Below are 24,203 nucleotides of genomic sequence, written 5' to 3' on the forward strand. Positions count from 1 at the left end.
GGTCTTCTTGTGTGCGGTAGGTCGCCTCGAGCGCCATCAGGGCGTTGGCCGCATCGAGATCCTCCCGCGGCGTCACCTGGTCGCGCACGCGACTGACACTGTCGAGCACGTCAATGGCCGGAAAGTGCTTCTGCTGAGCCAGCTTCCGCGACAGGACGATATGCCCGTCCAGAATCGATCGGGCCGAGTCGGCCACCGGTTCGTTGAAGTCATCGCCTTCGACCAGTACGGTATAGAGACCGGTGATCGAACCGTGCTTGCCGGTGCCGGCGCGTTCGAGCAGGCGCGGCAGCGCAGCGAACACCGAGGGTGGATATCCCTTGGTCGCGGGCGGCTCACCAATCGACAGGCCAACCTCGCGCCACGCCATCGCCACCCGGGTCACCGAGTCCATCATGAGGAGGACGTCTTTGCCCTGGTCGCGGAAGTATTCAGCGACGGCCGTTGCGACCAGCGCGCCAGTGGCACGCACCACGGCCGCCTGGTCACTCGTGGCGACCACGACGACGCTTCGCTTGAGCCCATCGGGCCCGAGGTCACGCTCGATGAACTCCCGGACCTCCCGGCCGCGTTCGCCCAGCAGAGCAATCACGTTCACATCGGCCGAGGTCTGCCTGGCAATCATGCCCAGCGTGACGCTCTTCCCGACGCCGCTGCCGGCCATGATGCCGATACGCTGACCCCGGCCCACGGTCAGGAAGCCGTCGATGGCACGCACACCGGTTGCGAGCGGCGTCGTGATCCGGCCTCGTTCGAGCGGATGAGGAGGATCGGCGTTGAGCGGGTACCGTGTCGTCAGACCAATCGGGCGGTCCGAGTCGATCGGCCGACCGAGACCATTGAGCACGCGACCGATCAGTCCGTCCCCGACCTCGGCGTAGAGCGAACGGCCCAGCGGTACGACTTCATCGCCCGGGTGGATGCCGTCGAGATCGCCGAGGGGCATCAGCATCACGCCGCGATCGTGAAACCCAACCACCTGCGCAAGGACGCCGGCATTGGCACCGATCAGGATGCGACACACCTCGCCGACGGCAACCTCGATCGAGGTGCCTTCGACGATCTGCCCGATGACCCGAGTCACCCGTCCGTGGACGGCGAACCGCGGGGTCTGGGCCAGCAGGTGGCCGAAATCAGTCGCCAATGATGCGTTCATAGAGCGCCCGCAGGGCGGTATCGGCCCGGCCGTCGATGATTCGCTCCGGGCTGATCAAGTGAAAGCTGCCTCGTTCGAGCGCAGCATCCGCCACCCAATGAACCGGCAATGCTCGGCCATCGGGCTCGGTGAAGTCGAGGGTAGTGCCCAGCTGTTCGATGTCGGTCGGGTTGGCGTGAATCTCCACCGGCGATCCTGCCGGCAGCAGCGCGACCGCACGCCGGATCATCGGCTCGACCACCGAAGGGTCGGCCGCGACCTCGCGCTGCAACAACCAGCGGGCCGCAGCCAGGGCAATCGCGACACCGTTGTGCTCAGCACGCTGGGTCGCGGCATTGATCTCACGCGCCAGCTCGGTGAGCAGACGGTTCAGCGTTTCACGACCTGGGGCCAGCTCGGCACGAGCATGGGCCAGCCCGGCAGCAAACCCCTCGTCGAATCCCCGAGCGCGCCCTTCCGCCACGGGGTCGACGGTCAGATCTTCGGACTCGCGATCGACCCCACTGCGGAGCTCCGAGCCCAGCTCGGGCAGGCCCCACTCGACCGGACTCGGCTCGGCAGCAGCAACCGCCCAGACTCGAGCAACCGGATCAGAGGATGACATCGTCGTCTCCACCACGACCACTGATCATGATCTCGCCCTGATCCTCGAGCGACCGCATCACCTCGATGATCCTGGTATGCGCGCCTTCCACGTCCCGGACCTTGACCGGGCCGAGGTACTCCAGCTCCTCCTTGAGCGCGGCGGCCGCGCGTTCCGACATGTTCGCGAAGATGTGTTCTTTGAGCTCGTCGCTTGCCGCCTTGAGCGCCAGCGCAAGTTCCTTCCCGTCGATTTCGCGGAGCAGCCGCTGCATGGCGCGGCCATCCAGGAGGCGCAGATCCTCGAATACGAACATCAGGTTCTTGATCTGGGACGCCATCTCGGAGTTGCGCGAACCGATGCCCTCCAGCAACACCTTCTCCAGCGTGCTGCCGGTCAGATTGAGGACCTTGGCGACGGCCGAAGGGCCGCCCGAGGTCGTCATCTCCTGGTTGAGGCTCAGGTCGGTCTTGTTGGCAAGACCGGTCTCGACCAGGGCCAGGATTTCCGGAGCAATCTTGTCCATCCGGGCAATGCGGTAGAGCACGTCGGCCGCGAGGTCGGATTCCATCGTGCTGATGACGTTGACCGACTGCCGCGCATCGAGATGCGCCAGGATCAGCGCGATGGTCTGCGGGTGCTCCCCGCGCAGCACGCTCAGCAGCAACTCGGGCGCGACCTTGCGCAGACGCTTGAGCCCGGTGTCGGTGATCTGCTCCTGGATCTTGTCGAGGATCGTCTTGGCTCGCTGCGGACCGATCGCCTTCTCGAGCAGTTCCTGGGCGACGATGAGCCCGCCCTGGGCGGCCGCATCGGCCGCCTGAAACACACCTCGGAACTCCCCGAGGACATGTTCGACTTCCGTCGGGTCAACCGAGGCCGTCAGGGCGATTTCCCGCGTCAGTTCCTCTACCTCCAGGGGCGTAAGCTGCCGGAGAATGTCCGCGGCCGCATCCTTCCCCAGGGTCAGGCAGAGCACTGCGGCCTTGCGCACGCCGGTCGCCCCGAGCGTCGGCGCGTCGCGCCGCTGGGCAAGGGCGGTACTCATCGCGTCACCTCAGAGCCGCGCATCAGGTCTTCCCTTCCGTCATCCACGCCCGCACCACCTGCGCCATCAGCTCGGGACGGTTGTTCGTTTCCTCAACCACTCGGTTCTTGAGCAGCACGGCTTCTGGCGTCGGACCGAGCGGAGGAACAGCCGCTTGAGCGACGGGCAGCTCCGCACCGCGCGGCGCTCCTGCTGCCCGGATTGGCTGCAACGCCTTGAGAGTCCGCAACGCAACCACCAGGAGCACAATGATCGCAATCAGACCAATGGCCGGACGACTGAAGCGCTCGAGCAGGCCAATCACATCGCGGGGCGGCGACGGAATCTCCGCCGGCACGACCGCCACCTCGAAAGGCACGGCTCGGACGGTGATGCGATCGCCCCGCGCACTGTCAAACCCGACCGCGTTCTTCACCAGCGCTTCGACGTTGCCGAGCCGCTCCGCGATCGGAGCGCGCGACACGGTATCACCGTTCATGGCACGCTCATCGACCAGCACCGACACCGTGAGGCGAGTCAACCCGCCACCGGCCGTCAGAATCCGTTCCATGCGGCGCGAGTTCTGGTAGGTGTTGTTGACGATGGTCTGCGCACCGCCCCCGTCGGCCGTCGGCTCGGTTTCGCTCCGTCCTTCGGCTGCGAGGACCTGGCCGTCCGGATCGAACGACTCGATGGTCCGCTCGACCTGGTCGAAATTGAGGTCGGCGCCCACCTGGATCCTCGGGCGACCCAACCCGGCCACGGTCTCGAGCAGTCGCTCGGCCTTGCCCCCTAAGTAGGTTTCGAGGGCCTGCCGCATCTCGATCCGCTTACCGGCGCCAATCCCGCCGGCAGACAGTTCTTCGGCAGCTCCGGAAAGAAGGCGACCCGACTCATCGGTCACGACCACGTTCTCGGGCGAGAGCCGGTCGACGCTGTTACTCACCGTCGCGATGATCCCCTGTACGGCACCCGGAGCCAGCATCATTCCCGGACGCATGCGGAGCCGAACAGCCGCCTTGGCCGGTCGGTCGGTGCGACGCAGTGCGGTGGGTTCCGGAATCGTGAGATGGACGTCCGCGCGCTCGACACCGGTCGTACTGCCGATACTCTGCGCCAGTTCCCCTTCCAGCGCACGCTGGTAGGTCACTCGCTGAATGAAGTCGGTGGTGCCCCAGATATTCTGCTGATCGAGCAACTTGAAGCCCGGACGACCGCCGAGGGGAAGATCGGATTTGGCGAGCAGCACTCGGGCGCGCGCGTAATCCTCCTTCGACACCATCACTTCCGAGCCCGAGGCAGTCAGCTTGTTGCGAATGCCGGCCTTGTCGAGCGCCTCCGTCATCTGAGCCGCTTCGCCGAGCCCAACGCCAGAGTACAAGGGCACCCAGGCCGGTTCCGAGGCCCAGATCCCGACCCCGATCACCGCGGCAAGGACGACGGTCAGGCCACCGAGCAACAGCATTCGGCTGGGACCGGGCATCCGCTGCACAGCGTTGCTGACTTGATGTACCAGATCGTTGGCCATTAGACCTGCATGTTCATAATGGTGCGGTACGCCTCAGACAGCTTGTTGCGTACTTCGACCAGAAGTTCGAGTGAGATGGCCGCTTCTTCGCTGGCCGCCATGACCTGGTGCAGCTCGACCGGCTCGCCGCGCAGGAACGCATTGATCACATCTTTGGCATCATTCTCGAGCGCCGACGTATCGTTGAGGGCGCGAGAAAAGAGGTCACTGAACGAGGGCCCGTTGTCGTTGAGCGGAATCCCGCCATCGAGCGGAAAGCCACCCCCGGCCCGCTCGATGGGGCTGATCACGCGTGGTCCGATCGGCGCCGTCATGATCAGGCCCGAAGGTCGATGCGCTGACCGAGCGCGGCAGGCGGGGTTGCCGATTCCGTCCGGGCGCCACGACCGTAGGTCACCGGGCCCATCAACTCCAGCTCGGCGAAATAATTCCGCTCTTCGTTCGACAGCACCCGAGCGGCCGTATCGATCGGACTCGGGGTCTGCGGCCGCTGGACCGGAGTCCGCGAGATCAGTTCCGGCTGATAACCAAGACCATCAATGCGCATGAGTAGATCCGTAGGGGATGTCAGATATCGATGGCTCGGCGGAGCATCTGCTTCGCCGTCTGAAACGCCGAGAGGTTGGCTTCATGGAGGCGCCGTGCCAGCATGAGGTCGACCATTTCTGCGTTCATGTCCACGTTGGGATAGAAGACGTTGCCGTTCTCATCCGCGTCGGGATGAGCCGGATCATGAACCACACGGCCTTCGCGGTTGTCTTCGACCACCCGGAGGGTGATCTCGCCACTGCGCGGGTCGCGACTCGCAACAGCGACCTGTCGCTTGTAGGCGCCGCCCTCGGCCGTCCGGGTGGTTTCGGCGTTGCTGATGTTCTCGGCAATGATGTCGAGAAACTTCTGCTGCGTAGCCATGCCCTGCGCGCTGGTCGCCAGCGAGCGCATGAACTGCCGCACCGGGCGCGGCGTAACGGAAAAATCAGAGAACCTATCCACGTCCGCCGCCGATCGCGGACCGCAGCCGCTGATATGCCTCGCGCAGCAACTGCGCGTCGGCCTCGTACCGGATCTGGGTGTCGGCAAGCGACACCATCTCCCGCTGGATGTCGGCTTCGGTCTGCGCCGCTTTGGCCATCGCAGCCTGTGACGCATCGGTAAAGGCAGTCGTCGTGCTGGCCTGGAGCGCTTCGGCCACGCGCCGCCCGATACCGCGCTGGGTTGCGCTCGCTTCCTCAAGCCCCCCACGCAGCTGCGCGGTGAGTGACGAGTTGTCGAAAAGTCCTCGGATCATCGTTCGGCCCTCGCTGTCGACGGAATCCTGCCGGCACTCCTCCGGGCAAGCCGCATACCGAGGCCGTCGAGCCGGGTGTCAGGTAGGGGTCAACGCTACAAGCCATTCCACGTCAACAACTTATGGTCGATGCAAAAACTTGCACCCCAACGCCTGTCGCCTGCGCGCTGGGGCCTGGCGGGAAGTTTCGACCGGCAGCAAATGCCGCCGGGTCCGTTTAGCGAGGTATGGTCTGCTTGGGGGTGTTGAGCTTGTTGCGGAGGGTCCGCTCGCTGATGCCGAGCAGCTTGGCAGCCCGAGTCCGATTGCCGCCGGTCGCTACCAGGGCCCGCTGAATCGTGGCAGCTTCGAGCTCCTCCAGATCCAGGCTGTCGGGCATCGCCGGCATTGCGACAGTCGGCCTGCCGTCGGAACTGGCCAACGGTGCCGGAGCGACGGGGACCGTTCGAGGCAGCGGTGTGCGCGACGGCGAACTGACCGCGTCATCGATGAATGCGTCGGCCTTGAGCATGCCGCCCCGGGACAGGATCACGGCGCGTTCGACCGCGTTGGATAGTTCGCGGATGTTGCCTGGCCAGCCGCGCTGCTGCAGCACCGCAATCGCCTCGGGAGCGACGCCGCTGACTTCGACACCCAGCTGCTGCGCCGCCCGCTTGACAAAGTGATTGATCAGCACCGGAATGTCTTCGAGCCGATCTCTGAGCGGGGGCATATGGATGGGGACGACGTTGAGCCGGTAATAAAGGTCCTGCCTGAACTTCCCGGCTTCGGCCTCGGTACGAAGGTCCCGGTTCGTGGTGGCAATGAGCCGGACATCGACTCGGATCGATTGATGACCGCCGACCCGCTCGAACTCCTGCTCCTGAATGACCCGAAGCAACTTGGCCTGGAGGTCGAGCCGCATCTCGGAAATTTCGTCGAGCAGCAGCGTGCCACCATGCGCTCGCTCGAAGGCCCCCTGAGTGCGCGCCGTGGCCCCGGTAAAGGCCCCCTTCTCATGCCCGAAGATGGCGCTCTCCACCAATCCCTCTGGCATGGCGGCACAATTGATCGTGATGAACGGTCGATCGCGACGTTGACTCTGCTCGTGAATGGCGCGGGCAACCAACTCCTTACCGGTTCCCGACTCACCCTGAATCAGCACCGTCGCGCGAGTCGGCGCCACCGTACCTACCACCTCGAGCACCCGCCGGATTGCCTGCCCGTCGCCCAGAATCTGCCGACGCCCGCGAAGGCCCGACAATTCCTGGCGGAACGTCTCGTTCTCTTTCCGGAGGCGAATCACCTCGAGCGCCTGGGTCACGGCGATTCGGAGTGTTTCCTGACGCACGGGCTTGGTGAGGTAGTCGATCGCGCCGCTTCGGAGCGACATGACCGCATGCTCCACCGAGGAGTATCCGGTCATGATGATGACCGGGATCCCGTGTCCCTCCTTTTCCAGTTGCGACAGCAGGTCGAGACCCGTGGCGCTGGGCATCCGATAGTCCGAGATGATCAGCTCGAACTGCTGCCGACCAACGGCCTTCATCGCTTCGTCGACGCTGTTTGCCAGGATCGGCGTATGACCAAGTTTCGTCAGCGCCGCCTCGAGAACGACGCCAACCGACGGCTCGTCATCGACGCACAGGATGGTTGCCATGCCCCTCCGTGGTGTGGCTCAAGGTTTGCAGCGTTCGGGCCGATAATCGAATATAGTTAGTCCGCCCGAGGCGGGTCCATCGGCGAGGAGCGAAGTACGTGAGGATTACCAGCCTGGGGCAACGCGATCAGATGCTCCGCGACCTGCAGGGTAACTTGGCACGGATCGCCGAGTTACAACATCAGGTGGCGACCGGGAAGCGCTTCGACCGGGTCGAACAGGACCCCATGGGAACTGCCCGGCTGCTCCTGGCCAGGCGGGACACCACCGCCATCGACCAGTACACCAAGAACGCGACGAATGCTCAACTCCGCCTCGGCGCTGAGGAAGCCGTTCTCAAGCAGGTCGACGAGTTGCTCCGCGAGGGTCGCGATTTCGCCCTCAGCTTTACCCGGGGTAACCCGCCGTACACGGCCGACCAGACCACCCAGCGACAGGCAGCCGTCGAGCACATCGACCGGCTTCTTGCCACCGCCGTATCACTCGGGAACACCCGAATCGGCAACGAGTACATCCTGGCCGGGGGCCAGTCCCTGACTCCTCCGTTCGACGCAACCCCCGGAGCCACCCTGGGCGATTACCAGGGTGATTCCAGCAAACGGAAGGTCGAGATCGCTCAAGGCGTTCAGATTGCGCCGAACCACACGGGTGACGAGTACCTGGCCCCGGCACTCCTGGCGCTCCGCGAACTCCGCGACGCCATCGACCCGGCCAACGGCCAAACCGAGGCTCAGGTCGACACCCGCGTGGCAGCGGTGTTCGACGCCAGCCAGGCGCTCCAGGTCTCCCGCACCGAGACGGCAACGACCGGGAACTACGTTGCCGCCACGCTGGCCAGAAACACCGTCGTGAAGAACGACCTGGTGAACGTCCAGTCGTCCATCCAGAAGATTCCGCTCGAGGAGTCGATTGCCTCGATTCTCTCGTTGCAGACGACCCTGCAGGCGTCCTACGCCGCCACCAGCCGCCTGATCAACCTGAGCCTGACCGACTACTTGCGGTAGACCCCGCACCACCGCAGCCATCGCCACGGTAAACGACGACGCCGCCCCGAATCAGGGCGGCGTTCTCGTTCTGGTCGGGCGTCGCGGCGTCTGTTCAGGCCGCCACCCCGGTCGGCGCAGCGGAAAGACCGGCCGCAACATTCCGGTTGATGTCGATCAGGACCCGGAGCTTGGCCGCCGTCGGGAACGCCATCACATCGAAGGTTCGCTTGTCGATGAACTCGATCAAATTGAGCAGCTGCACCTTGAGGTCGCGCGGCAGCGGATTGTCATCCGACGCCAGCTCGGTCTGAAAGAAGGTCCAAAGCCGCTGATTCAGCTTCAGGGCCTCGTCGAGACGACGCTCTCGGTCGGGAGCCTCCCACTGGTCTTGGACTGCCTGGAGTGCCCGCGCGGCACGGAACAGCGCCGAGGCTTCGAGCTGGCGGCCGCTCGTGGAAACCTTTTCGACTGTGGCGTAGGCGTCAGCGATGCGCGACATGACTGATGAGTTCCTCTTCGTAGGCGATCAGTTTGCGCCCCAGCTTGAGCGCTTGATAGTACTGCCCGGCGCCGATCCGATCGCTCATCTCGGTCAGGAGCGGCGCCATGCTGGGTGATGCTTCCAGGACTTCCCGCACGAGCTGCCAATAGAGCTTCTGGTGATCGGCTTCGTGCTCGCGGTCGACGTAGAGCAGCTGGATCGCAAAGTAGATCCGGCGGCAAGGACTCGTCGCCTCGTCGATCGAGAGCACTTCCTTGCCCCGAAGTATCGGCACATCATTCTCAATGATGAGCGCGCACCGGGAGTCACCATTCCGCACGACAGCATTGCCGACGATCAACCGCTCCCCGGCTTTGAGAGATACACGCAGTGGCATGAGGGCCTCAGGGAAAGCGACGAAGAAAACCGGCGCCAGATGCGCTCAGGCCGGCATCGATCTGCGCCAGCTCGCCCCCGGCGGCGCGACTGGTTGCCACGGCGATCGGGTCCGCCGGTGATGCGGCATCGGCGGCCAGCGCTGCCCGCGCTGCGCCGATCGTGCTCACGAGCGCACCAAGCTCCGCCACGGCCTGCTCAGCCTGTTCGGTCGAGGCATTCGGTGCGAGCGGCTGCAGTACCCCACTCGACTGCAGCGCTTCCAGTCGAGCCACTTCCGATGCGACACCGTTGAACTGACGGATCGCTTCCGCACGGCGCGACTCGTTGACCGGATAGGGCGGATACAGCTTGACCTGCTCCAGGTTGAAGCGCAGCGTTTCGGCGTCACCTGCCACCCGACCGAGCTTCTGGTCGAGATGCCTGACGCGCGCCGCTTCCGTCCACGAGCCGCTCCGTGCGTGGCTGACGCCAAGCTGCGCCGTGGCGGCCTCCGCAGCGGACCTATCACCACCCTGTCGTCCGGTCTTGACCGGCGACGGCGCAATACCTTCCCATCGACCGGGAGTGGTCGATGCGAAGGTCGTGCGCACCTGGTCCGTTACCATGACAATCACCTCACATCTGTGGGAGACTCAGGTGGGGAGGGGTCTCCCCACCTGAACCCCACCTGCCCTTAGAAGAGCCGGAGGATCGCCTGCTGGCTCTGGTTCGCCAGGCTCAAGGAGATCACACCGAGCTGCTGGCGCGTCTGCAGCGACAGCAGGTTGGCGCCTTCTTCGTTCTGGTCCGCAACCGTCAGCTTGTCGGCACCTTCCCGGAGGACGTTGCGCATCTGGTCCAGGAAGTTGTCGCGGATCGTCAGCTGGCTCGACACCGCACCGAGGGTCGCCGAATTGGTCCGCAGGGTCGACTGCGCTGCGTTGAGCTGGCTCACCGCTGCATCGAGGGCCGCGTCCGCCGTCCAGGTGCTGTCGGCAATCGCCGAAACCTCGAGACCGACGGTCGACGACGCGTCGAAGCCGTTGATCGAGATCTTCGAGCTGCCGTCCTCGTTGGTCTTGACGACGAGCTCGCTCGACGCGGCCAACAGGTTGGTGCCCTTGTACTTGGCGTCGATCGCCGCCTGGTCGATCTGCTTCAGGACTTCGTTGAACTGCGCAGCCAGGGTCGACCGGCCGGCCGTGGTGGCCGAACGCGCCGACTCGGCGAGACCCTTGGCGGTCTCGACCAGCTTCGAGATCGTCTCGATGCCCGCCGAAGCAGCCTTAATCGTCTGGATCGCCTCGCCAATCTCGTTCTTCCGGGCGCCAAGGTCATTGGCGCGGCCCCGAGCGTTCTGCGCCGCGAAGTACGCGGTGGCGTCGTCGATCGGGTTGTTGACCTTGAGGCCAGAGGCCAGCCGCTGCTGGGTGGTGCCGATCAGCGAGGCGGTGTTCTGGAGGGTCAGAAGGTTGGCACGAATGCCAGAGGTAAGTGACACGTCAGCCATGGGGACCCGCTCCTATCCTAGGGATTCGGGGCGAGGCTTCTCCTCGCCCCCTGCGACCGACATCGGCACCGCCTACTGGCGGTCGGCCTTCGATCGGTACGTCCTTAGGTTTCGGCACCCCCCCTCAAAACCTTTAGCCCTGCCCCAGGAGCCCGGCCCGGATCTCGGCCATGATCCGGCCATGATCGGCCTCTCCCGGTCGGAGCGCAGCAACCCGGATCGACGGGAACCAGGGTGATCGAGCCTCCCCGAACACGGTCCAGTCGCTGCCGCTGTCCACCTGCCAGGTCGGGCAACCCAGGGCCCCGGCCAGCGAGCTGACCGCCGTCGGCGCCGTTACCACGGCATCGAGATTCGCCAGCAGTCCCACAACCGACTCCAGGTCGTTCCGGAGGTCAGCATCGTTCCAGCGGTGGATCCGGCGGCCCCACTGCTTCTCGATCGCCTCCAACTCCGCTTCGCAGTCGTCATACTGCAGGTTGACCCAGCTAATGCCTGGGGTTTCGAGCAGCGACCGGAACGCCACCAGCGGAGCGTACTGCTTCTGGCGGTCCGGGGTCACCAGGCCACTCCGCCAGCACAGTCCGACCCGCCGCCCCTCGCCCAACGATGCCAGGCGCGCACGCCAAGTCTCGACCAGAGCCGGATCCGGGCGCAAAAACGCCCCGGATGCCGGAAACGCCCGGCGGGTCCGCCGCACCCAGCGCGGCAGACTCGCCAGGCCAACCTGCCAGTCGAAGTCGCCTGCCGGCGGTGCTGCCAGGTCATCGGCCACCACACGTACCCCAGGGAACGCCCTGGCGGTCAGCGACACCAGCCGCTCGCTGACTGCCACCGTGACCTGCGCACCTGCCTGGACCAGGTCCGGCAGACAGGTCAGAAAGAGGAGTTCATCGCCGATACCCTGCTCCCGCCAGACGAAGATTCGCGCCCCGGCAAGCGATTCTCCCTGCCACGACGGCCAGGGCAAGGCACGCGGTTCCGGCCGCGCTGCGGTCGTCTGGTGACGCCACTCGTACTCATCCCAGCCTGCACCGAGAGCGCCGGAGGCCAGCAACGTGAACGACCGGTTCCACCGCGCCTGAGCCAGGGTCGGAGCCGCCGCGATAGCACGATTGTGCGCAGTCAGCCCTTCGGCCAGCCGCCCGCCGTCATGCAGCAGGTTGCCCAGAGTCGACCACGCCTCGGCATAGCCAGGATCGAGTTCCACCGCGCGCCTGAGATCCTCCTCGGCACCGGACAGGTCGCCCAGCTCGCGCCGCGCGTTGGCCCGGTTGAGATAGGCGCCTGGACGACTCGGCGCGAGGCTCACTGCCCGGTCGGCAGCAGCCAGGGCGTGCTGGTACTGACCCAGCGCGGTCAAGACGGTTCCCAGGTTGGCATGCGCTTCGAAGAAGTCTGAATCGACCGAGACCGCCTGGGTATAGGCGATGGCCGCGGCGTCGAACATTTCCTGCGATTGCAATCCGACGCCCAGATAGAAGAGTGCCGGTGCATCGACCGGATACTGGCCCAAGTGAATCAACAGCTGCGTTACCGCCTCGGACCAGCGTCCGTCCGCCAGAGCAATCCGTCCGAGCGCCCTCGGAGCCCAGCGTGCCGGCAGGCCGAGACTGAGCAGCGAGCGGGCCCGCGCTGTCTCACCGTTGTCGAGCACGATGTCGGCAAGCGCGGCCGATGCTTCGGCCCGGTTCGGATCGAGGCGCAGGGCTTCTTCGAACGCCTCCTGCGCATCACTCCGTTGTCCCGCGTCGAGCAGGGCGAGCCCCAGATCTTCATGGTAGCCGGCCTCACCCGGTGCGCGGGCGGTCGCCTGGCCAATCAGCGCCAACTCGAGGTCGTGCTGGCCGAGCTGTCCCATCAATCGGCCCAGCCCGTGCAGCGCGCCAGGATCGTCCGGATTGCGACTCAACGCGGCGTGGTACTCCTCGGCCAGCCGCGCCAGGGCCGGGTCCACCTGCTCTACAGTGCTCACGATTCTGTCCTTTCCACGATCGACGCCGCCACCATGCGGCTCGGATCCCAAGTGTGTCCAGCCCCATCCCGCCGCATCTGTAATTCATCGGCTCGGCACCAGGCCACGATCTCCTGGTACGACCCGATCCGTTCTCCCAGCTCGAGCGCCTGATAGACTCGCCGGACGAACGCCAGATCATCCGCCGTATCGACCGTCCACCTCAGATCACTCGCATCAACCTCAGCCCGGACGCTCCGCACTCGGAACGCCTCAGGGGCCTCGAGCCGTGCCGGGATCGTGACGTGCTCCCGCGCAGCTGCCGAGGTACCGATCCGATCCATCCGATCGAGCGCATCGCGGGTAAAGACTTCGGTATCCAGGCCGCGGGGATAGCTCCGTTCGAGGACATTGGCGGCGTAGTCGCAGGAACCGCCGGCTCCGTCGAGCGCCGCAATCGTGGCATCGATGACCGCAGGGTCGAGCAGGGGACAGTCCGCCGTCAGCCGAACGATTATCGCAGCCTTGGCCGCCTCGGCCGCGGCAACAAACCGGCCCAGCACATCGGACTCCGAACCGCGAAAGACCGAAACCCCGTTGGTCTCACACCACCGGGCTATCGGATCGTCGGCCCGCCCGGTCGTGCATGCCACCCAGACGGCGTCGACCCGCCGTGCCGCCTGCGCACGCCGAACCACACGGTCGAGCATCGGTCTGCCGGCCAGGTCCATCAACACTTTGCCCGGAAGTCGCGACGACGTCATCCTGGCCTGAATGATCGCCACGACCGTCATGGTCTCTCCCAGGTTGCCACGTAGTACGGAGTCGGGACGGCGCCGAAACTGGTCTTGAAGTCACCGCGCGAAGGCGAGTTGAGCCCAACGGCATCGAGCGAAGTGAGACCGCGCGCCATGGCACGTTCGGCGCCGCTCAGAAACAGCAATGTGGAGACTCCGGTCGACCGGAAATCCGGATGGTTCGCCGCGACGAGGTAGTAAGCCGATGTCTCATCGAAGAGGTAGAGCACGGCCCCGGCCGCCGTACTATCGTGGTCATAGGCCACCAGCAGTTCGCCGAAACCATGCTCCAGCGCGGCCGCAGCGATTGAACGCAGCAACCGTCCCTCCCGATCACTGCGCACAATGCCCTGTCGATCGAAGGTGCGCCGATGCAGGCCGTCGAGCAGGTCGAGATCGTTCGACACCTCGACCCGGAACCGAGCCGACGCCTTGCGGTACTCCTGGCGTCTGACCGTGCGAGATCCGGCCAGCACGCCATCGAGCCCGGCCACCGGGTCGAGCGCAATGATACCCGTGTAACGAACCTCGACCCGGAACTGGCCCAGCTCTGGTTCGTGATAGTGAAACCAGCTCAGCGCTCGGATATCCGTCAACGACGGGTGAAGGCACCAGGAAAGGCGCGCCTCTCCCGACAGCCCGTCGAGCAGGGCGCTCACGGCCTCGAGCTCACGCCGAACCCGCCGGTGCGAGGCCTCGTCCGGACGGGACGGCAGGAGGATGCCCTGATAGAGACAGAACGGCACCGGGGCACGTACCACAACGCCAGCGTCGCGCAGCACCAGGGCGGCTGCCTCGGGAGCGTCGCCGCCGCCGGACGATCGAACCTCCCAGGTCAGATCCAGGGCGTCGAGCAGCTCGGCCCGGGAGAAAACCGACCCTTGCGGCGAGCCCGCGACATACCGGTTCCAGGACGTCCGGTCGGTGGAGACGAGAGTCGTCGTCATCGGTAGACGAAGACCGCCACGTCGCAGCGCTCGTAGTGGTGCTCGATGCGAACCCGGCGTGAGAGCCGTCGGATGCAGAAGTCGAGCACGCGAGCCGGATCATGATAGGCCATGACCGGATCCGTGAAGTTGTGGTGCGACGAGAGGAAGTTGAATCCGAGTCCACGCTCCGCGTGATCCCAGGATCGCTCGACCAGCGCCTGCAGAAAGGCGGTCGGGTCCGGAACGGCGTTGTTGAAGATCGCTGAGAGCAGTACGTAGTCGAACCGCCCTACGCGGCTGCCACTGAGAAGGTCCGCAACCTGGAACCGTGCGTCCGGGTATTTGGCGGCGGCGCATTCGACCATGTCGGGCACGACATCGACCCCGGTATAACGACTCCGCGGATACCGGGAGCGGAGATAGGGGTACAAGTCGGCCAGACCGCAGCCAACGTCGAGAACATCGGTTCCGTCGAGATCGGCAATCTCGAGCAGCTTGAGGAAGCGAAAGCGCTGACCTTCCGCGCTCATCTGCGTGGCGAGTGGCGCATCGCCGTGCTCGCGGAAGAGCGCGCCGTAGTGCGCGGTCAGGTCGGCAACTGTGTTCATACGACCTCGAGTACGCCGGCGTGACGGAGGACCTTCTCGAACGCCAGCACAACATCATCGAGGTCGGCTCGGCTCACGCCAGCATGGCAGACCGTGAGATAGAGCAGTTCCTGCTCGTGCATCCGCTCCGCCACGGGGCAGAGCCCGTCGGGATAGCGGGCGGGTGCCCTGCCCTGCTGCCGAAACGGAAAACCGTCGCGACCCAGCGCGATACCCTGGCGGTACATCGGCTGGCGGTAGAGCGGTTCGACGTACCCGACATGAATCGGCACCCCTTCCGCCCGAACGGCCTCGGCAAAGCGGCCGCGGCTCAGTCCGGTGGCCTCTGCGTCGTACTTGATGGCGTAGACGTAGTACCCGTGCCGCACACCCTCGCGCACGGTCGGGGGAGTCAGCCCGGTCAGGCCTCGCAGCTGCGCCGTCAGGTAGTCCGCAGCGTCGATCCGAGGCTGGACCAGGCCCTCGAGCTTGCGAAGCTGTTCGAGAGCAATGGCCGCTTCGATCTCGGTCATCCGATAGTTGAAACCAACCATGTTGACCAGGTCGTCATGCCCCTTGGCTTTGACGACGGCCTCCCCATGGTTGCGAATCAACTGCAGCCGTTCGGCCAGACGCGAATCGTCGGTGACAACAACGCCGCCCTCACCGCTGTGGATTGTCTTGTGATAATTGAGGCTGAAAACGCCCATATCAGCCAGGGTTCCCGCCCAGCGATTGCCCAGCCGGGCTCCCGGTGCCTGCGCAGTGTCTTCGATCAGGACGATCTCCCGACCTGCCGTGACCGTCCGCAACTCGTTCCATGCTGCCGGATGGCCGAAGAGATCGACACCGATAACAGCGCGGGTCCGATCGGTCAGGAGACGGCGGACCGCCTCGGGGTCGAGGCAGAAGGTCTCGGGGTCGATGTCCGCAAAGACCGGTACCGCGCCATAGACGATGGCCGCGGCAGCCGAGGCACTCATCGTATATGGAGTGACGATGACCTCGTCCCCAGGCCCCACCCCGGCCGCGCCAACCGCCGCGTAAAGCCCGGACGTGGCCGAGTTGACCGAGACGGCATGGCCCACCCCGAAATGATGGGCCCAGGCCGATTCCAGCGCCTGTACTCGCGGTCCACCGAAGAAGTCGGGGCCCCAGACACCCACGAACTGCGAGAGCACGCCGCTGTCGAGTACCTCGAGCACGGCACGCCGCTCCTCGGCCCCGATGGAGTTGTAGGTCGGAAAGGGGGCCGTCCGGATCGGAGTGCCACCCTGAATAGCCAGCTTCATGCATGCACCTCGGAAAGATCACGAGCTCCCATGTCAACAACGAGATTCAGCAGGCGCATCGCGGCACCACTCGAGTGCAGGCGCAGCCGCTGGACCTCACGAGCCGACCCCAGATGCGCCGGTCGCGCCAGCACCCGATACAACGCCGGTCCGACTCCCGCGACATCGACCACGCTCTCGCTCAAGCCCATCCGATTGCTCGGCACATTGTCGATCCCGACGAGGCCGGGCTGCACGCTGACGACCCGGAGGCCAAGCAGCCCGGCCTGGAGCAGCAGCGCACTGCTCATCCCCACCACCAGATCCGCAGCCAGTATCCATGAGAGCGGCTCGCCCTGATCCGCGCGACGCACCGAAACCTTGGGCGTCCCTTCCGGCAGTCGGGCCCCGCCCTCCTGCCGCGGGTGACTGCGAACCGCCAGAGTGATCCCATGACCCAGCCAATCCGCGACGCTGTCGACCCCGTCCCGCACCAGTGAGACGACCTGATCCTCGTCATAGCCGAGCCGGCTGCCGTACAAGGCCCGGATCGGCTGCGACGCAAACAGGACGAGCGTCGCCTTCCGGGGTACGCCCACCTGCTCACGAAAGGCCATCCTCGCGTCGCGATCGAACCCCTGCCCGTGCCTCAGCAACACCTCGTAGTGGGGATTGCCCGTGGCCATGAGCCGCTCGGCCGGAAGTCCCTCCGCCACGGCTTCGGCAACCGCAACGTCATCCGGCACGGCAATCCGATCCGGCAGTATCAGGCGGCCGTCGCTGCCCAGAAAGCGGGCTGCGTAGTTCGACCAGAAGTCGACCACCGAGAGCACCGGCACGCCGGCCCGGCTGGCCGCCTCGATGTACTCGAGTTCGGGCGGCTGCTCGGCCCAGGAGGTCCCGGTCAAGAGCACCGTTGGATGCGCCAGGTCGATCATAACACCCGGCGTCATCTCCGAGAGCGGGCGATACGGCACGCCTTCTCGGCTCAGGACCTGCTGCGCAGGACCAGCGGCCCAGGTGCCGGCCAGCGTCTTCCGCTGCTCGAGCAGTTTGAGCACGGGCACGACTGCCTCCGCACCGCCGGCGTCGCCAAGAATGCTACCGACCGATAGTCGCATGGCGCCCCTCCTCAGCTTGCGCACCTGCCATCGCCTCCGCGGCCAACTGCAAGGCGGCCACGGCCGCAGCCGCCGTGCCCGCCGGCGGACGTCCGGTCCTCAAGGCCGTCAACAGATCGCGAACCGCGTGACCCAGCAGATCCGTGAGATCGCCGGCCGGGCAGTCGATCGGCACCAGATCGAAGAAGCCAGGAAACAGGCGGCTTGGCGACGAGGTCCACGCTTCGAAGCGCCCCCCCGACCCCGTCACGCGTACCCGACCGGCCGAGCCAAGCAGATCCAGCTCAAAGAGCGAGTAGTCGACCTCGCGTAATCCATGCAGCGAACCGATCGCGCCCGAAGCAAAGCGAAGCTCGGCGTCGATGGTGGCATCAGTTGCGCCCGGTTCGACGGCGCCATGACCTCGCACCTCCGTGATCTCGCCCGCCAGCCAGCGAGCCAGGTCCAGCCAATGCGTTCCGTTGTGCTTGATGCCGCGAACGTAGATGCCATCCACCCGGTGAATCGTGCCGATCGGAGCGGATTCCAGCCATGACGCCAACCGCCGGTAGCTTGGGGCATATCGACGGCTGTAGTTGACGGCCAGAATGATGTCGCGCTCGTCCGCCATACGAACGAGACGCTCGGCCCGCTCGACGTCCATCGCAAGCGGCTTTTCCGCAAGAACAGCACGAACCGAGGGAGCAGCCAGAACCTGCTCGAGCACATCGGCGTGCGTCGGATCGGGCGAGGCTACGCTCACGAGCTCGGGACGGGTGGCCTCGAGCATCGATGCAACGTCCAGGTAGAGAGCGTCGACCCCCCAGCGCGCTCCCGCCGATGCCAGCCGCGCCGCGTCGGGCTCGACCAGCGCAGCGAGCGTGACGTCTCCCGCATCCCGCCAGGCAGCGGCATGCGACTGCGCTCCGGCGCCCGGAACACTCGTTCCGGCACCGATAAAACCGCAGCCGATCACCGCCGCCCGCATACTCACGCGCCCGCGCCCTTGTCGAACAGCACCACCTGATCCACCAGGCCAGGACCACCGGTCGACTCGCTGTACGGGTACAGCTGCCGCTCGACCTCACGAAGCCCCGGCGCAACCTCGAGGTACCGACGCGCAAAGTCGGTCTTCCAGAGCAGGCCGCTCTGTCCGTGGTACGGGATCTCGACGGTCTCAGGCGCGTAGTACTCGTGACACAAGACATAGCGCCGGCTGACCCGGACGATCTCCGTAAGTGCACGGGGGAGGTCGTTCGGGTGAATGTGAATCAGCACCCCGTGCGTAAACACCAGATCGTAGGTCCCGTCTGCAAACGGCAGGGCAAAAGCATTGCCCTGATGAAAGTGACGATGCGGCGCCAGTTCCCGGGCACGCTCGATGGCGTAGCTCTGCGGCTCGAGGCCGTGCAGCTCGAGCCCGGCATTCGCCTTCTCCAGCAAACGGAGCTGGAGGCCGATGTTGCAGCCGACCTCGAGGACCCGGCCGCCGGGGAGCCGATCGGGCCCGACGAAGCGGCGGTAGATGCTCGATTTGCTGACGCCGAATTGCTCGGCGAACGCCGCATCCATCTCGTCCAGGGAGAGGGTGTTGCGGTCGGTGTATTCCTTCCCGAACCTCGAAGTCCAGGTTGACAACTGCGCAGTCGACGTGCTCATGCAATCCTCTCGCGAACGGCCTTCTGCCGAACATGACTGTTGATGGTATGCAGCTCGGGATACCGGGCCAGCAGCGTCAGAATGTCGTGGAGCGCGAACCGGCGATCGATCGGATAGAGCTCCTGATAGATCCGGGTCGCCAACTCGAAATCCTCGGACGTGTCGACCGTCAGGCGAAGCGACGCGGCGGAAGGGTCGAGGCCACTGGCCACGTTGAGCAGCCGGTACTGATCCGGATGCTGGTAGATATAGAGCGAGACGTGCTCCCGATCATCGGGATCGTCCGTCTGCGCCGCAACGTCCGCCAGCACCGCGGTTGGAAAGACCTGGACGTCCATTCCCCTGGGATAGGTGGGCGAAAGGACGTTGGAGCAGTAGTCGACATCATTCGTAGCGAACGTCTGGATGACCTGGTCGATCACGCCAGGGTCGATCAACGGGCAATCCGCCGTCGTTTCGACGATCAACTCGGCCCCGGCCTCCGTTGCGGCGCCCAGCACTCGGGACAGCACGTCCTCTTCGCTGCCGCGATAGCAGCCCACGCCGAGTGCCTCGGCCAGCGCCACAATCGGCTCGTCCGCTTCATGGACCGTCGTGGCAACGACGATCTCGTCCGCCAGGCGCACCCGGCGGAGACGCTCGACCATCAGGGCCAGCATCGGCTGCCCGAGAATGGGGCGGAGCACTTTGCCTGGCAAGCGACTCGAGCGCATCCGTGCCTCGATCGTGATCACCGTTTTCATCGTGCCGCCTCCATCACTCCATCGACCAGTTCCCAGGACAACGGCGTCCCCCGCTCCACGTCGAACCGGGCACGCTGCCCGAGCACCGCATCCCGATGGCGCGGTGCCAGCCCGAGCCCGGGACGGATCGAACGCACATTCTGCTCGGTAAACGGCGCTCCCTGCGGCACGTCCTCGACGACGTAAAGCGAGCGCCGGAAGGTGACGCTCCCCTCCTCCGCGACCCCAGCGCCGAAGGCCGGACGACCCAGCATCGCGCTGGCCCGACCGACCGCATCGGCAAGGGCGCGAAACTCGTCAGGTTCGAGGGAGAAGTGACTGTCCACTCCGCCCGCAGCGCGGTCCAGCGTGAAATGCTTCTCGATCATCACCGCGCCTTGAGCCACCGCCACGATCGACGCGACGATGCCCATGCTGTGGTCGGACAATCCCACCGGACCGCCCGTCAGTTCTGCCAGCGCCGGGAGCGTGGTCAGATGCATCTCCGAGTCTGGCGCAGGGTAGCTGCTGGTGCAGCGCAGGCTGATCAGGTCGCGAACGCCGGCGTCACGGAGAATCGTGACCGCGCGGCGAATCTCAGCCTGGGTGGCCATCCCGGTGGAAAGCACAACCGGTTTCCCGGTCGCAGCCACCTCGCGGAGCAGCCCGTCATCAACCAGCTCGAACGACGCGACCTTGTACGCTGGAGCGCCGAGCCGTTGCAGCAGTTCCACGGCCGTACGGTCAAAGGGGGTCGAAAAGATCTCGAGGCCGATAGCCCTGGCCCCTTCGAACAGGCGCTCATGCCAGTCCCACGGTGTATGCGCCTCCTGGTACAGATCGTAGAGGGTCCGCCCCGCCCAGGGGCCAGTACCTGGCACGACAAACTCCGGGCGAGTCGAACGAATCGTCAGCGTGTCAGCTGTGTAGGTCTGGAGCTTGATAGCGTGCGCACCCGCCTGCTTGGCGGCATGTACCGTTGCCAGCGCGCGGCCAAGATCGCCGTTGTGGTTGCCCGACAACTCGGCGACGAGGAAGCACGGGTGCCCGGCACCGACTGAGATGCTGCCGATCTGAATCGTCATACGCTTGCTACCCTTCGATCGGCAAACTGCCGACGACCCCCGACCGGCGTCAGCTCTTCCCAGCCAAGGAACTCGAACAAACGTGTCGACCGGGTGTTGGTCGTCGTGACTTCTGCCGTTAGCACAACTCCGGGATGCACGGCCCGCACCGCCTCCGCACCCTCGACCAGCAGGGCCCGGCCGTAGCCGCGGCCCCGCACTTCGGGTGCCACCACATAGCTCAGGACCGAGGTCCGCCAGCCGTCCTGGCTTTCGAACCGGATCGAGCCAACCGGCTGCTCGTTGGGGTTCTCGCCGATGTAGATCAGCGCCGATGGCGACCCCAGGCGACGATCGAACCAGTCGATGTGACCGGCCCAGTCGATCACCGGACGCGCTCCGGACGCCTCGCGCGTTACCGCGTCATTGGCCCAGAGCCACAAGGCATATGCATCGGCACGTTCCGCGCTACGAAGTCGCATGGACCGCTCCCTTCGACGTCAACAGTTCGATCAACCGGCCGACCACCCGATCGGTGCCGTCAGCCACAGCCGGAAGCGGGCTGGGCACTGCCAGCAGCGACCGAAGCTGGTGAGCCAGGAACTCTGCATCGACCAGCAGCGTATTGATGCCCGGAATCGCTGCGTCCCGCCCCCACCGGTAGACCAGGCGCTGGTTGTCGGCTGTCATGAGCAGGATGACGGGAATGCCAACCGCCGCTGCCTCCCAGACCGTTGTGCCGGCCGCCACCAGCAATTGCCGCGCATTCGGCACTTCGGCCCAGAGACGGTCGGCGGATATTCTGCGCCAGCGTGGCGGCGCCCAGTCTCCCGTGGCAACGAAATCCTCGCTATCCAGCAAGGCGTCGAGCCGATACATCGACTCCACGAGCACCTGACTCGGCACGCCTCCCCCGAGGGTAACGAGAATCTCGGTTTGCCCGGCACTCGCCCACCTCGGCAGGCCTTCGCGAATCGCCAGGTAGTCAACACCCGCCAGCACGACGGCAGGGCTGTTCACGTACATGGACGCCGATCCGTAGGCGTTCGGATTCCAAACGACGTCGAATCCACGAGGCAGGTCGCCATCCGCCGTGTCGTCGACGAGAACCCGCAAGCCGTACCCCGACCGCTTCGACCAGGCAAACCGCGTCGCGGCGTCGTAGCTGTCCACGACGACGACATCGGAGGCAAGGTCGGCGCCGTCGTCCGAGGCTTCGATACCGAGGCCGCGATATCGCTCCTGCACGAAATCGAGCTCGATGGCGCCGATCACAACGGCTCGTCCTCCCCGCCGCTTCCAGGCCGCAGCAAGCGTCCCCAGTCGCATAGCATGTCCCGCGCCTGACCGGCCGGTTGCTTCCGTGACGAGGACCAGGGTCCGATCGGCGGCAGTCATCACGCTGCGGCCTCGGTCTGGACCGCCGACTCCACGGCGGTCACGACGCGATCGACGTCTGCTTCCGTCATCGCCGGGAAGAGTGGCAGCGTCAGGGCAGACCCGTAGTACGACTCGGCCCCCGGGAGCGCCATCCGGCTGAACCCGCGCTGTCGATAGAAGGGCTGGTGATAGACCGGGATATAGTGCACATTGGCGCCGACTCCCTGGCGTACCAGCTCTTCGTACACCCGGCGCCGACGATCCGGCGGAACCCGGACCACGAACAGATGATGCGCACCGATCGACCCCGCAGGCCGCCTGAGGGGCGTGACATCGTCGATACCAGCCAGCCGGTTCTCATACCAAGCCGCGACCGCCCGCCGACGCTCGATCCACTCGGGCAGCCGTGCCAGCTGCGACATGCCCAACGCGCTCTGAAAATCAGTCAGGCGGTAGTTGAAGCCGAGTTCGTGCTGCTCATAGTACCAAGGCCCCTCCGCCGCACCGACCTCGCTTGGTTCGCGCGTGATGCCGTGGGTTCGGAACCGCTTGAGGCGACGATACAGGGCTGGGTCGTTCGTCGTGACGGCCCCTCCTTCCCCTGTCGTCATCTGCTTGACCGGGTGGAAGCTGAAGCAGCACATCAGGCTGTGAGCACACTCCCCAACCCGATACTCCTGCCCATCGGTCGCGCGGTACCTTGCGCCAATGGCATGGGCAGCATCCTCGATCACCACCCAGCCTCGCGCCTGACCAATGGCACTCAGCGCCTCGACTGGAGCCACCTCGCCGCCAAAGTGAACGGGAACGACGGCCGCCGTCTGCGGCTCGGCCCGATCGTCGGTCGAGTCGGGATCGATCAGGCCGGTTGCCGGATCGACATCGGCAAAGGCCACGTGCCCACCGAGATAGAGCGCGGCATTGGCAGTTGCGACAAAGGTGATCGGGCTGGTCAGAACGTTCCGGCCAGGGCCGATCTCGGCGGCTGCATAGGCTGCGTGCAGCGCCGCTGTTCCGCTGTTGAACGCAACCGCATACTCGGCACCGGTATACTCCGCCAAGGCCTGCTCGAATCGCTCGACCAGCGGTCCCTGCGTAATGTGCGACGCTCGCAACGCCTCCGTCACGGCCGCAATGTCCGCGTCAGAGATCTGGTGCCGGCCATAGGGAAGGAATCCGCTCATCAGTCGAGCCCGAGGGATCCGAGCAAGTCGCGCACTTCGGTGACGCCGAGCCGCTCGGGATTGGTGTCGCTTCGATACTCGAACCCCTCCGGAACGATGGTTCCGGAACTCGTCACGGCATCGTCCCACCACGACTGCTGCGGCTGGAGAACGTAGTGTGACCCCATGTCGACGGTGCGCCGGGCATCGTCTTCGCTGATCATCAGCTCATGAAGCTTCTCACCCGGCCGAATGCCGATCACCTCGGTCCGGCACTGGGGCGCCAGCGCCTCGACCAGCGTCATGATGTCGGTCGAGGGGATCTTGGGCACGAAGAGCTCACCACCATGCATCCGCCGCAGGGAGTCGAGCACGAAAGCAACCCCTTGCTCGAGGGTGATCCAGAATCGCGTCATCCGCGGATCGGTAATCGGCAGCACACCGTTGCGGCGTGCCTTGAGGAAGAACGGCACCACCGAGCCGCGGCTCCCGACCACATTGCCGTACCGCACCACGCTCATCATCGGTCCGCGACCGGCTGCATACGCGTTGGCGGCGATAAAGAGCTTGTCGGAGCAGAGCTTGGTTGCGCCGTAGAGGTTTGCCGGGTTCGCGGCTTTGTCGGTCGAAAGCGCAATCACCTTCTCGACGCCCGTGTTGAGCGCGGCCTCGATGACATTCTGACCGCCGAGCACGTTGGTCTTGATGCACTCGAAGGGATTGTACTCCGCAGCAGGGACCTGCTTGAGCGCCGCCGCGTGCACTACTACCTGCACGCCGGACATGGCTCGCTGGAGCCGCGGAAGATCACGAACGTCGCCCAGGAAGAACCGAATCCGCTTGTCGCGGATCTGCTCAGCCATCTCATACTGCTTCAGTTCGTCGCGACTGTAGACGATGACGCGGCGCGGCTCGTACCGCTCGAGCACCGTCTTGACGAAGGCGCGTCCGAACGAACCAGTACCACCCGTAATGAGGATCGATTGACCTTCGAGAAACAT

General features: G+C 65.4%; 28 protein-coding genes. 1 reads left to right on the forward strand and 27 read right to left on the reverse strand.

Annotation, left to right across the window (positions count from 1 at the left end; genetic code table 11):
- The 9 genes from KF785_11885 to KF785_11925 all read right to left on the reverse strand — a co-directional run.
- On the reverse strand, positions 1–1,156 hold a 1,156-nt coding region (locus KF785_11885; protein MBX3147457.1), incomplete at its 3' end, for a FliI/YscN family ATPase.
- Positions 1,134–1,760 (reverse strand): hypothetical protein, encoded by a 627-nt coding sequence (locus KF785_11890; GenBank protein MBX3147458.1) that lies wholly within the window; start codon positions 1,758–1,760, stop codon positions 1,134–1,136. The genes KF785_11890 and KF785_11885, both read right to left, overlap by 23 nt.
- The gene (fliG, locus tag KF785_11895) at positions 1,747–2,787 is read right to left on the reverse strand and encodes a flagellar motor switch protein FliG (GenBank protein ID MBX3147459.1); all 1,041 of its coding nucleotides are present in this window, start codon (positions 2,785–2,787) and stop codon (positions 1,747–1,749) included. The genes KF785_11890 and fliG overlap by 14 nt, the downstream gene beginning before the upstream one ends.
- A 22-nt stretch (positions 2,788–2,809) precedes the next feature.
- Positions 2,810–4,294, reverse strand: a complete 1,485-nt coding sequence (gene fliF, locus KF785_11900; GenBank protein ID MBX3147460.1) for a flagellar M-ring protein FliF — start codon at positions 4,292–4,294, stop codon at positions 2,810–2,812.
- The gene (gene fliE, locus KF785_11905; protein ID MBX3147461.1) at positions 4,294–4,584 is read right to left on the reverse strand and encodes a flagellar hook-basal body complex protein FliE; all 291 of its coding nucleotides are present in this window, start codon (positions 4,582–4,584) and stop codon (positions 4,294–4,296) included. Before fliE ends, fliF begins: the two co-directional genes overlap by 1 nt.
- A gap of 26 nt (positions 4,585–4,610) precedes the next feature.
- On the reverse strand, positions 4,611–4,841 hold the full coding sequence (locus KF785_11910; protein MBX3147462.1) for a hypothetical protein: 231 nt from the start codon (positions 4,839–4,841) through the stop codon (positions 4,611–4,613).
- Between the two features lie 20 nt (positions 4,842–4,861).
- A complete protein-coding gene (gene flgC, locus KF785_11915) occupies positions 4,862–5,287 on the reverse strand; it encodes a flagellar basal body rod protein FlgC (protein MBX3147463.1) in 426 nt (141 codons plus the stop codon).
- Complete coding sequence (locus KF785_11920; protein MBX3147464.1) at positions 5,280–5,582, reverse strand: hypothetical protein; 303 nt, start codon at positions 5,580–5,582, stop codon at positions 5,280–5,282. Before KF785_11920 ends, flgC begins: the two co-directional genes overlap by 8 nt.
- A 217-nt stretch (positions 5,583–5,799) precedes the next feature.
- Positions 5,800–7,221, reverse strand: a complete 1,422-nt coding sequence (locus KF785_11925; protein ID MBX3147465.1) for a sigma-54-dependent Fis family transcriptional regulator — start codon at positions 7,219–7,221, stop codon at positions 5,800–5,802.
- A 98-nt stretch (positions 7,222–7,319) separates the two neighbouring features.
- Here KF785_11925 and KF785_11930 point away from each other — a divergent pair, with 98 nt between their 5' ends.
- On the forward strand, positions 7,320–8,225 hold the full coding sequence (locus KF785_11930; GenBank protein ID MBX3147466.1) for a hypothetical protein: 906 nt from the start codon (positions 7,320–7,322) through the stop codon (positions 8,223–8,225).
- 94 nt (positions 8,226–8,319) lie between these two features.
- Here the strand turns inward: KF785_11930 and flaF are convergent, their stop codons facing one another.
- The 18 genes from flaF to pseB form a co-directional block, all read right to left on the reverse strand.
- Positions 8,320–8,706 (reverse strand): flagellar biosynthesis regulator FlaF, encoded by a 387-nt coding sequence (gene flaF, locus KF785_11935; GenBank protein ID MBX3147467.1) that lies wholly within the window; start codon positions 8,704–8,706, stop codon positions 8,320–8,322.
- Entirely contained in the window at positions 8,690–9,085 is a 396-nt protein-coding gene (locus KF785_11940; protein MBX3147468.1) for a flagellar biosynthesis repressor FlbT, read from the reverse strand. Before KF785_11940 ends, flaF begins: the two co-directional genes overlap by 17 nt.
- A gap of 7 nt (positions 9,086–9,092) precedes the next feature.
- Complete coding sequence (locus KF785_11945) at positions 9,093–9,692, reverse strand: hypothetical protein (GenBank protein ID MBX3147469.1); 600 nt, start codon at positions 9,690–9,692, stop codon at positions 9,093–9,095.
- A gap of 68 nt (positions 9,693–9,760) precedes the next feature.
- Positions 9,761–10,576, reverse strand: a complete 816-nt coding sequence (locus KF785_11950; GenBank protein MBX3147470.1) for a hypothetical protein — start codon at positions 10,574–10,576, stop codon at positions 9,761–9,763.
- A gap of 133 nt (positions 10,577–10,709) precedes the next feature.
- Entirely contained in the window at positions 10,710–12,551 is a 1,842-nt protein-coding gene (locus KF785_11955) for a tetratricopeptide repeat protein (GenBank protein ID MBX3147471.1), read from the reverse strand.
- Positions 12,548–13,324 (reverse strand): glycosyltransferase family protein, encoded by a 777-nt coding sequence (locus tag KF785_11960; protein ID MBX3147472.1) that lies wholly within the window; start codon positions 13,322–13,324, stop codon positions 12,548–12,550. The genes KF785_11955 and KF785_11960 overlap by 4 nt, the downstream gene beginning before the upstream one ends.
- Positions 13,321–14,274, reverse strand: a complete 954-nt coding sequence (locus tag KF785_11965; GenBank protein MBX3147473.1) for a GNAT family N-acetyltransferase — start codon at positions 14,272–14,274, stop codon at positions 13,321–13,323. Before KF785_11965 ends, KF785_11960 begins: the two co-directional genes overlap by 4 nt.
- Positions 14,271–14,864 (reverse strand): class I SAM-dependent methyltransferase, encoded by a 594-nt coding sequence (locus tag KF785_11970; protein ID MBX3147474.1) that lies wholly within the window; start codon positions 14,862–14,864, stop codon positions 14,271–14,273. The genes KF785_11965 and KF785_11970 overlap by 4 nt, the downstream gene beginning before the upstream one ends.
- A complete protein-coding gene (locus tag KF785_11975; GenBank protein MBX3147475.1) occupies positions 14,861–16,135 on the reverse strand; it encodes a DegT/DnrJ/EryC1/StrS family aminotransferase in 1,275 nt (424 codons plus the stop codon). Before KF785_11975 ends, KF785_11970 begins: the two co-directional genes overlap by 4 nt.
- Positions 16,132–17,235: a hypothetical protein gene (locus KF785_11980; GenBank protein MBX3147476.1), complete on the reverse strand. Its 1,104-nt coding sequence runs from the start codon at positions 17,233–17,235 to the stop codon at positions 16,132–16,134. The genes KF785_11975 and KF785_11980 overlap by 4 nt, the downstream gene beginning before the upstream one ends.
- On the reverse strand, positions 17,216–18,208 hold the full coding sequence (locus KF785_11985) for a Gfo/Idh/MocA family oxidoreductase (protein MBX3147477.1): 993 nt from the start codon (positions 18,206–18,208) through the stop codon (positions 17,216–17,218). Before KF785_11985 ends, KF785_11980 begins: the two co-directional genes overlap by 20 nt.
- On the reverse strand, positions 18,205–18,873 hold the full coding sequence (locus tag KF785_11990; protein ID MBX3147478.1) for a methyltransferase domain-containing protein: 669 nt from the start codon (positions 18,871–18,873) through the stop codon (positions 18,205–18,207). The genes KF785_11985 and KF785_11990 overlap by 4 nt, the downstream gene beginning before the upstream one ends.
- Complete coding sequence (locus tag KF785_11995) at positions 18,870–19,616, reverse strand: glycosyltransferase family protein (protein ID MBX3147479.1); 747 nt, start codon at positions 19,614–19,616, stop codon at positions 18,870–18,872. The genes KF785_11990 and KF785_11995 overlap by 4 nt, the downstream gene beginning before the upstream one ends.
- Complete coding sequence (gene pseI, locus KF785_12000; GenBank protein ID MBX3147480.1) at positions 19,613–20,680, reverse strand: pseudaminic acid synthase; 1,068 nt, start codon at positions 20,678–20,680, stop codon at positions 19,613–19,615. The genes KF785_11995 and pseI overlap by 4 nt, the downstream gene beginning before the upstream one ends.
- On the reverse strand, positions 20,677–21,141 hold the full coding sequence (locus tag KF785_12005; protein MBX3147481.1) for a GNAT family N-acetyltransferase: 465 nt from the start codon (positions 21,139–21,141) through the stop codon (positions 20,677–20,679). The genes pseI and KF785_12005 overlap by 4 nt, the downstream gene beginning before the upstream one ends.
- Entirely contained in the window at positions 21,128–22,060 is a 933-nt protein-coding gene (locus KF785_12010) for a hypothetical protein (protein MBX3147482.1), read from the reverse strand. The genes KF785_12005 and KF785_12010 overlap by 14 nt, the downstream gene beginning before the upstream one ends.
- Positions 22,057–23,223: a UDP-4-amino-4,6-dideoxy-N-acetyl-beta-L-altrosamine transaminase gene (gene pseC / locus KF785_12015; GenBank protein MBX3147483.1), complete on the reverse strand. Its 1,167-nt coding sequence runs from the start codon at positions 23,221–23,223 to the stop codon at positions 22,057–22,059. The genes KF785_12010 and pseC overlap by 4 nt, the downstream gene beginning before the upstream one ends.
- Entirely contained in the window at positions 23,223–24,203 is a 981-nt protein-coding gene (gene pseB, locus KF785_12020) for a UDP-N-acetylglucosamine 4,6-dehydratase (inverting) (protein MBX3147484.1), read from the reverse strand. Before pseB ends, pseC begins: the two co-directional genes overlap by 1 nt.

The sequence above is a fragment of the Gemmatimonadales bacterium genome, from assembly GCA_019637315.1.
GTDB lineage: Bacteria > Gemmatimonadota > Gemmatimonadetes > Gemmatimonadales > GWC2-71-9 > SHZU01.

What these genes read in the sequence shown, in the direction of transcription:
- KF785_11890 (MBX3147458.1), bottom strand. Translation starts at nt 1,760, where the DNA reads ATGTCATCCTCTGATCCGGTTGCTCGAGTCTGGGCGGTTGCTGCTGCC.
- fliG (MBX3147459.1), bottom strand. Translation starts at nt 2,787, where the DNA reads ATGAGTACCGCCCTTGCCCAGCGGCGCGACGCGCCGACGCTCGGGGCG.
- fliF (MBX3147460.1), bottom strand. Translation starts at nt 4,294, where the DNA reads ATGGCCAACGATCTGGTACATCAAGTCAGCAACGCTGTGCAGCGGATG.
- KF785_11910 (MBX3147462.1), bottom strand. Translation starts at nt 4,841, where the DNA reads ATGCGCATTGATGGTCTTGGTTATCAGCCGGAACTGATCTCGCGGACT.
- KF785_11920 (MBX3147464.1), bottom strand. Translation starts at nt 5,582, where the DNA reads ATGATCCGAGGACTTTTCGACAACTCGTCACTCACCGCGCAGCTGCGT.
- KF785_11925 (MBX3147465.1), bottom strand. Translation starts at nt 7,221, where the DNA reads ATGGCAACCATCCTGTGCGTCGATGACGAGCCGTCGGTTGGCGTCGTT.
- flaF (MBX3147467.1), bottom strand. Translation starts at nt 8,706, where the DNA reads ATGTCGCGCATCGCTGACGCCTACGCCACAGTCGAAAAGGTTTCCACG.
- KF785_11940 (MBX3147468.1), bottom strand. Translation starts at nt 9,085, where the DNA reads ATGCCACTGCGTGTATCTCTCAAAGCCGGGGAGCGGTTGATCGTCGGC.
- KF785_11945 (MBX3147469.1), bottom strand. Translation starts at nt 9,692, where the DNA reads ATGGTAACGGACCAGGTGCGCACGACCTTCGCATCGACCACTCCCGGT.
- KF785_11950 (MBX3147470.1), bottom strand. Translation starts at nt 10,576, where the DNA reads ATGGCTGACGTGTCACTTACCTCTGGCATTCGTGCCAACCTTCTGACC.
- KF785_11960 (MBX3147472.1), bottom strand. Translation starts at nt 13,324, where the DNA reads ATGACGGTCGTGGCGATCATTCAGGCCAGGATGACGTCGTCGCGACTT.
- KF785_11965 (MBX3147473.1), bottom strand. Translation starts at nt 14,274, where the DNA reads ATGACGACGACTCTCGTCTCCACCGACCGGACGTCCTGGAACCGGTAT.
- KF785_11970 (MBX3147474.1), bottom strand. Translation starts at nt 14,864, where the DNA reads ATGAACACAGTTGCCGACCTGACCGCGCACTACGGCGCGCTCTTCCGC.
- KF785_11975 (MBX3147475.1), bottom strand. Translation starts at nt 16,135, where the DNA reads ATGAAGCTGGCTATTCAGGGTGGCACTCCGATCCGGACGGCCCCCTTT.
- KF785_11980 (MBX3147476.1), bottom strand. Translation starts at nt 17,235, where the DNA reads ATGCGACTATCGGTCGGTAGCATTCTTGGCGACGCCGGCGGTGCGGAG.
- KF785_11990 (MBX3147478.1), bottom strand. Translation starts at nt 18,873, where the DNA reads ATGAGCACGTCGACTGCGCAGTTGTCAACCTGGACTTCGAGGTTCGGG.
- KF785_11995 (MBX3147479.1), bottom strand. Translation starts at nt 19,616, where the DNA reads ATGAAAACGGTGATCACGATCGAGGCACGGATGCGCTCGAGTCGCTTG.
- pseI (MBX3147480.1), bottom strand. Translation starts at nt 20,680, where the DNA reads ATGACGATTCAGATCGGCAGCATCTCAGTCGGTGCCGGGCACCCGTGC.
- KF785_12005 (MBX3147481.1), bottom strand. Translation starts at nt 21,141, where the DNA reads ATGCGACTTCGTAGCGCGGAACGTGCCGATGCATATGCCTTGTGGCTC.
- pseC (MBX3147483.1), bottom strand. Translation starts at nt 23,223, where the DNA reads ATGAGCGGATTCCTTCCCTATGGCCGGCACCAGATCTCTGACGCGGAC.
- pseB (MBX3147484.1), bottom strand. Translation starts at nt 24,203, where the DNA reads ATGTTTCTCGAAGGTCAATCGATCCTCATTACGGGTGGTACTGGTTCG.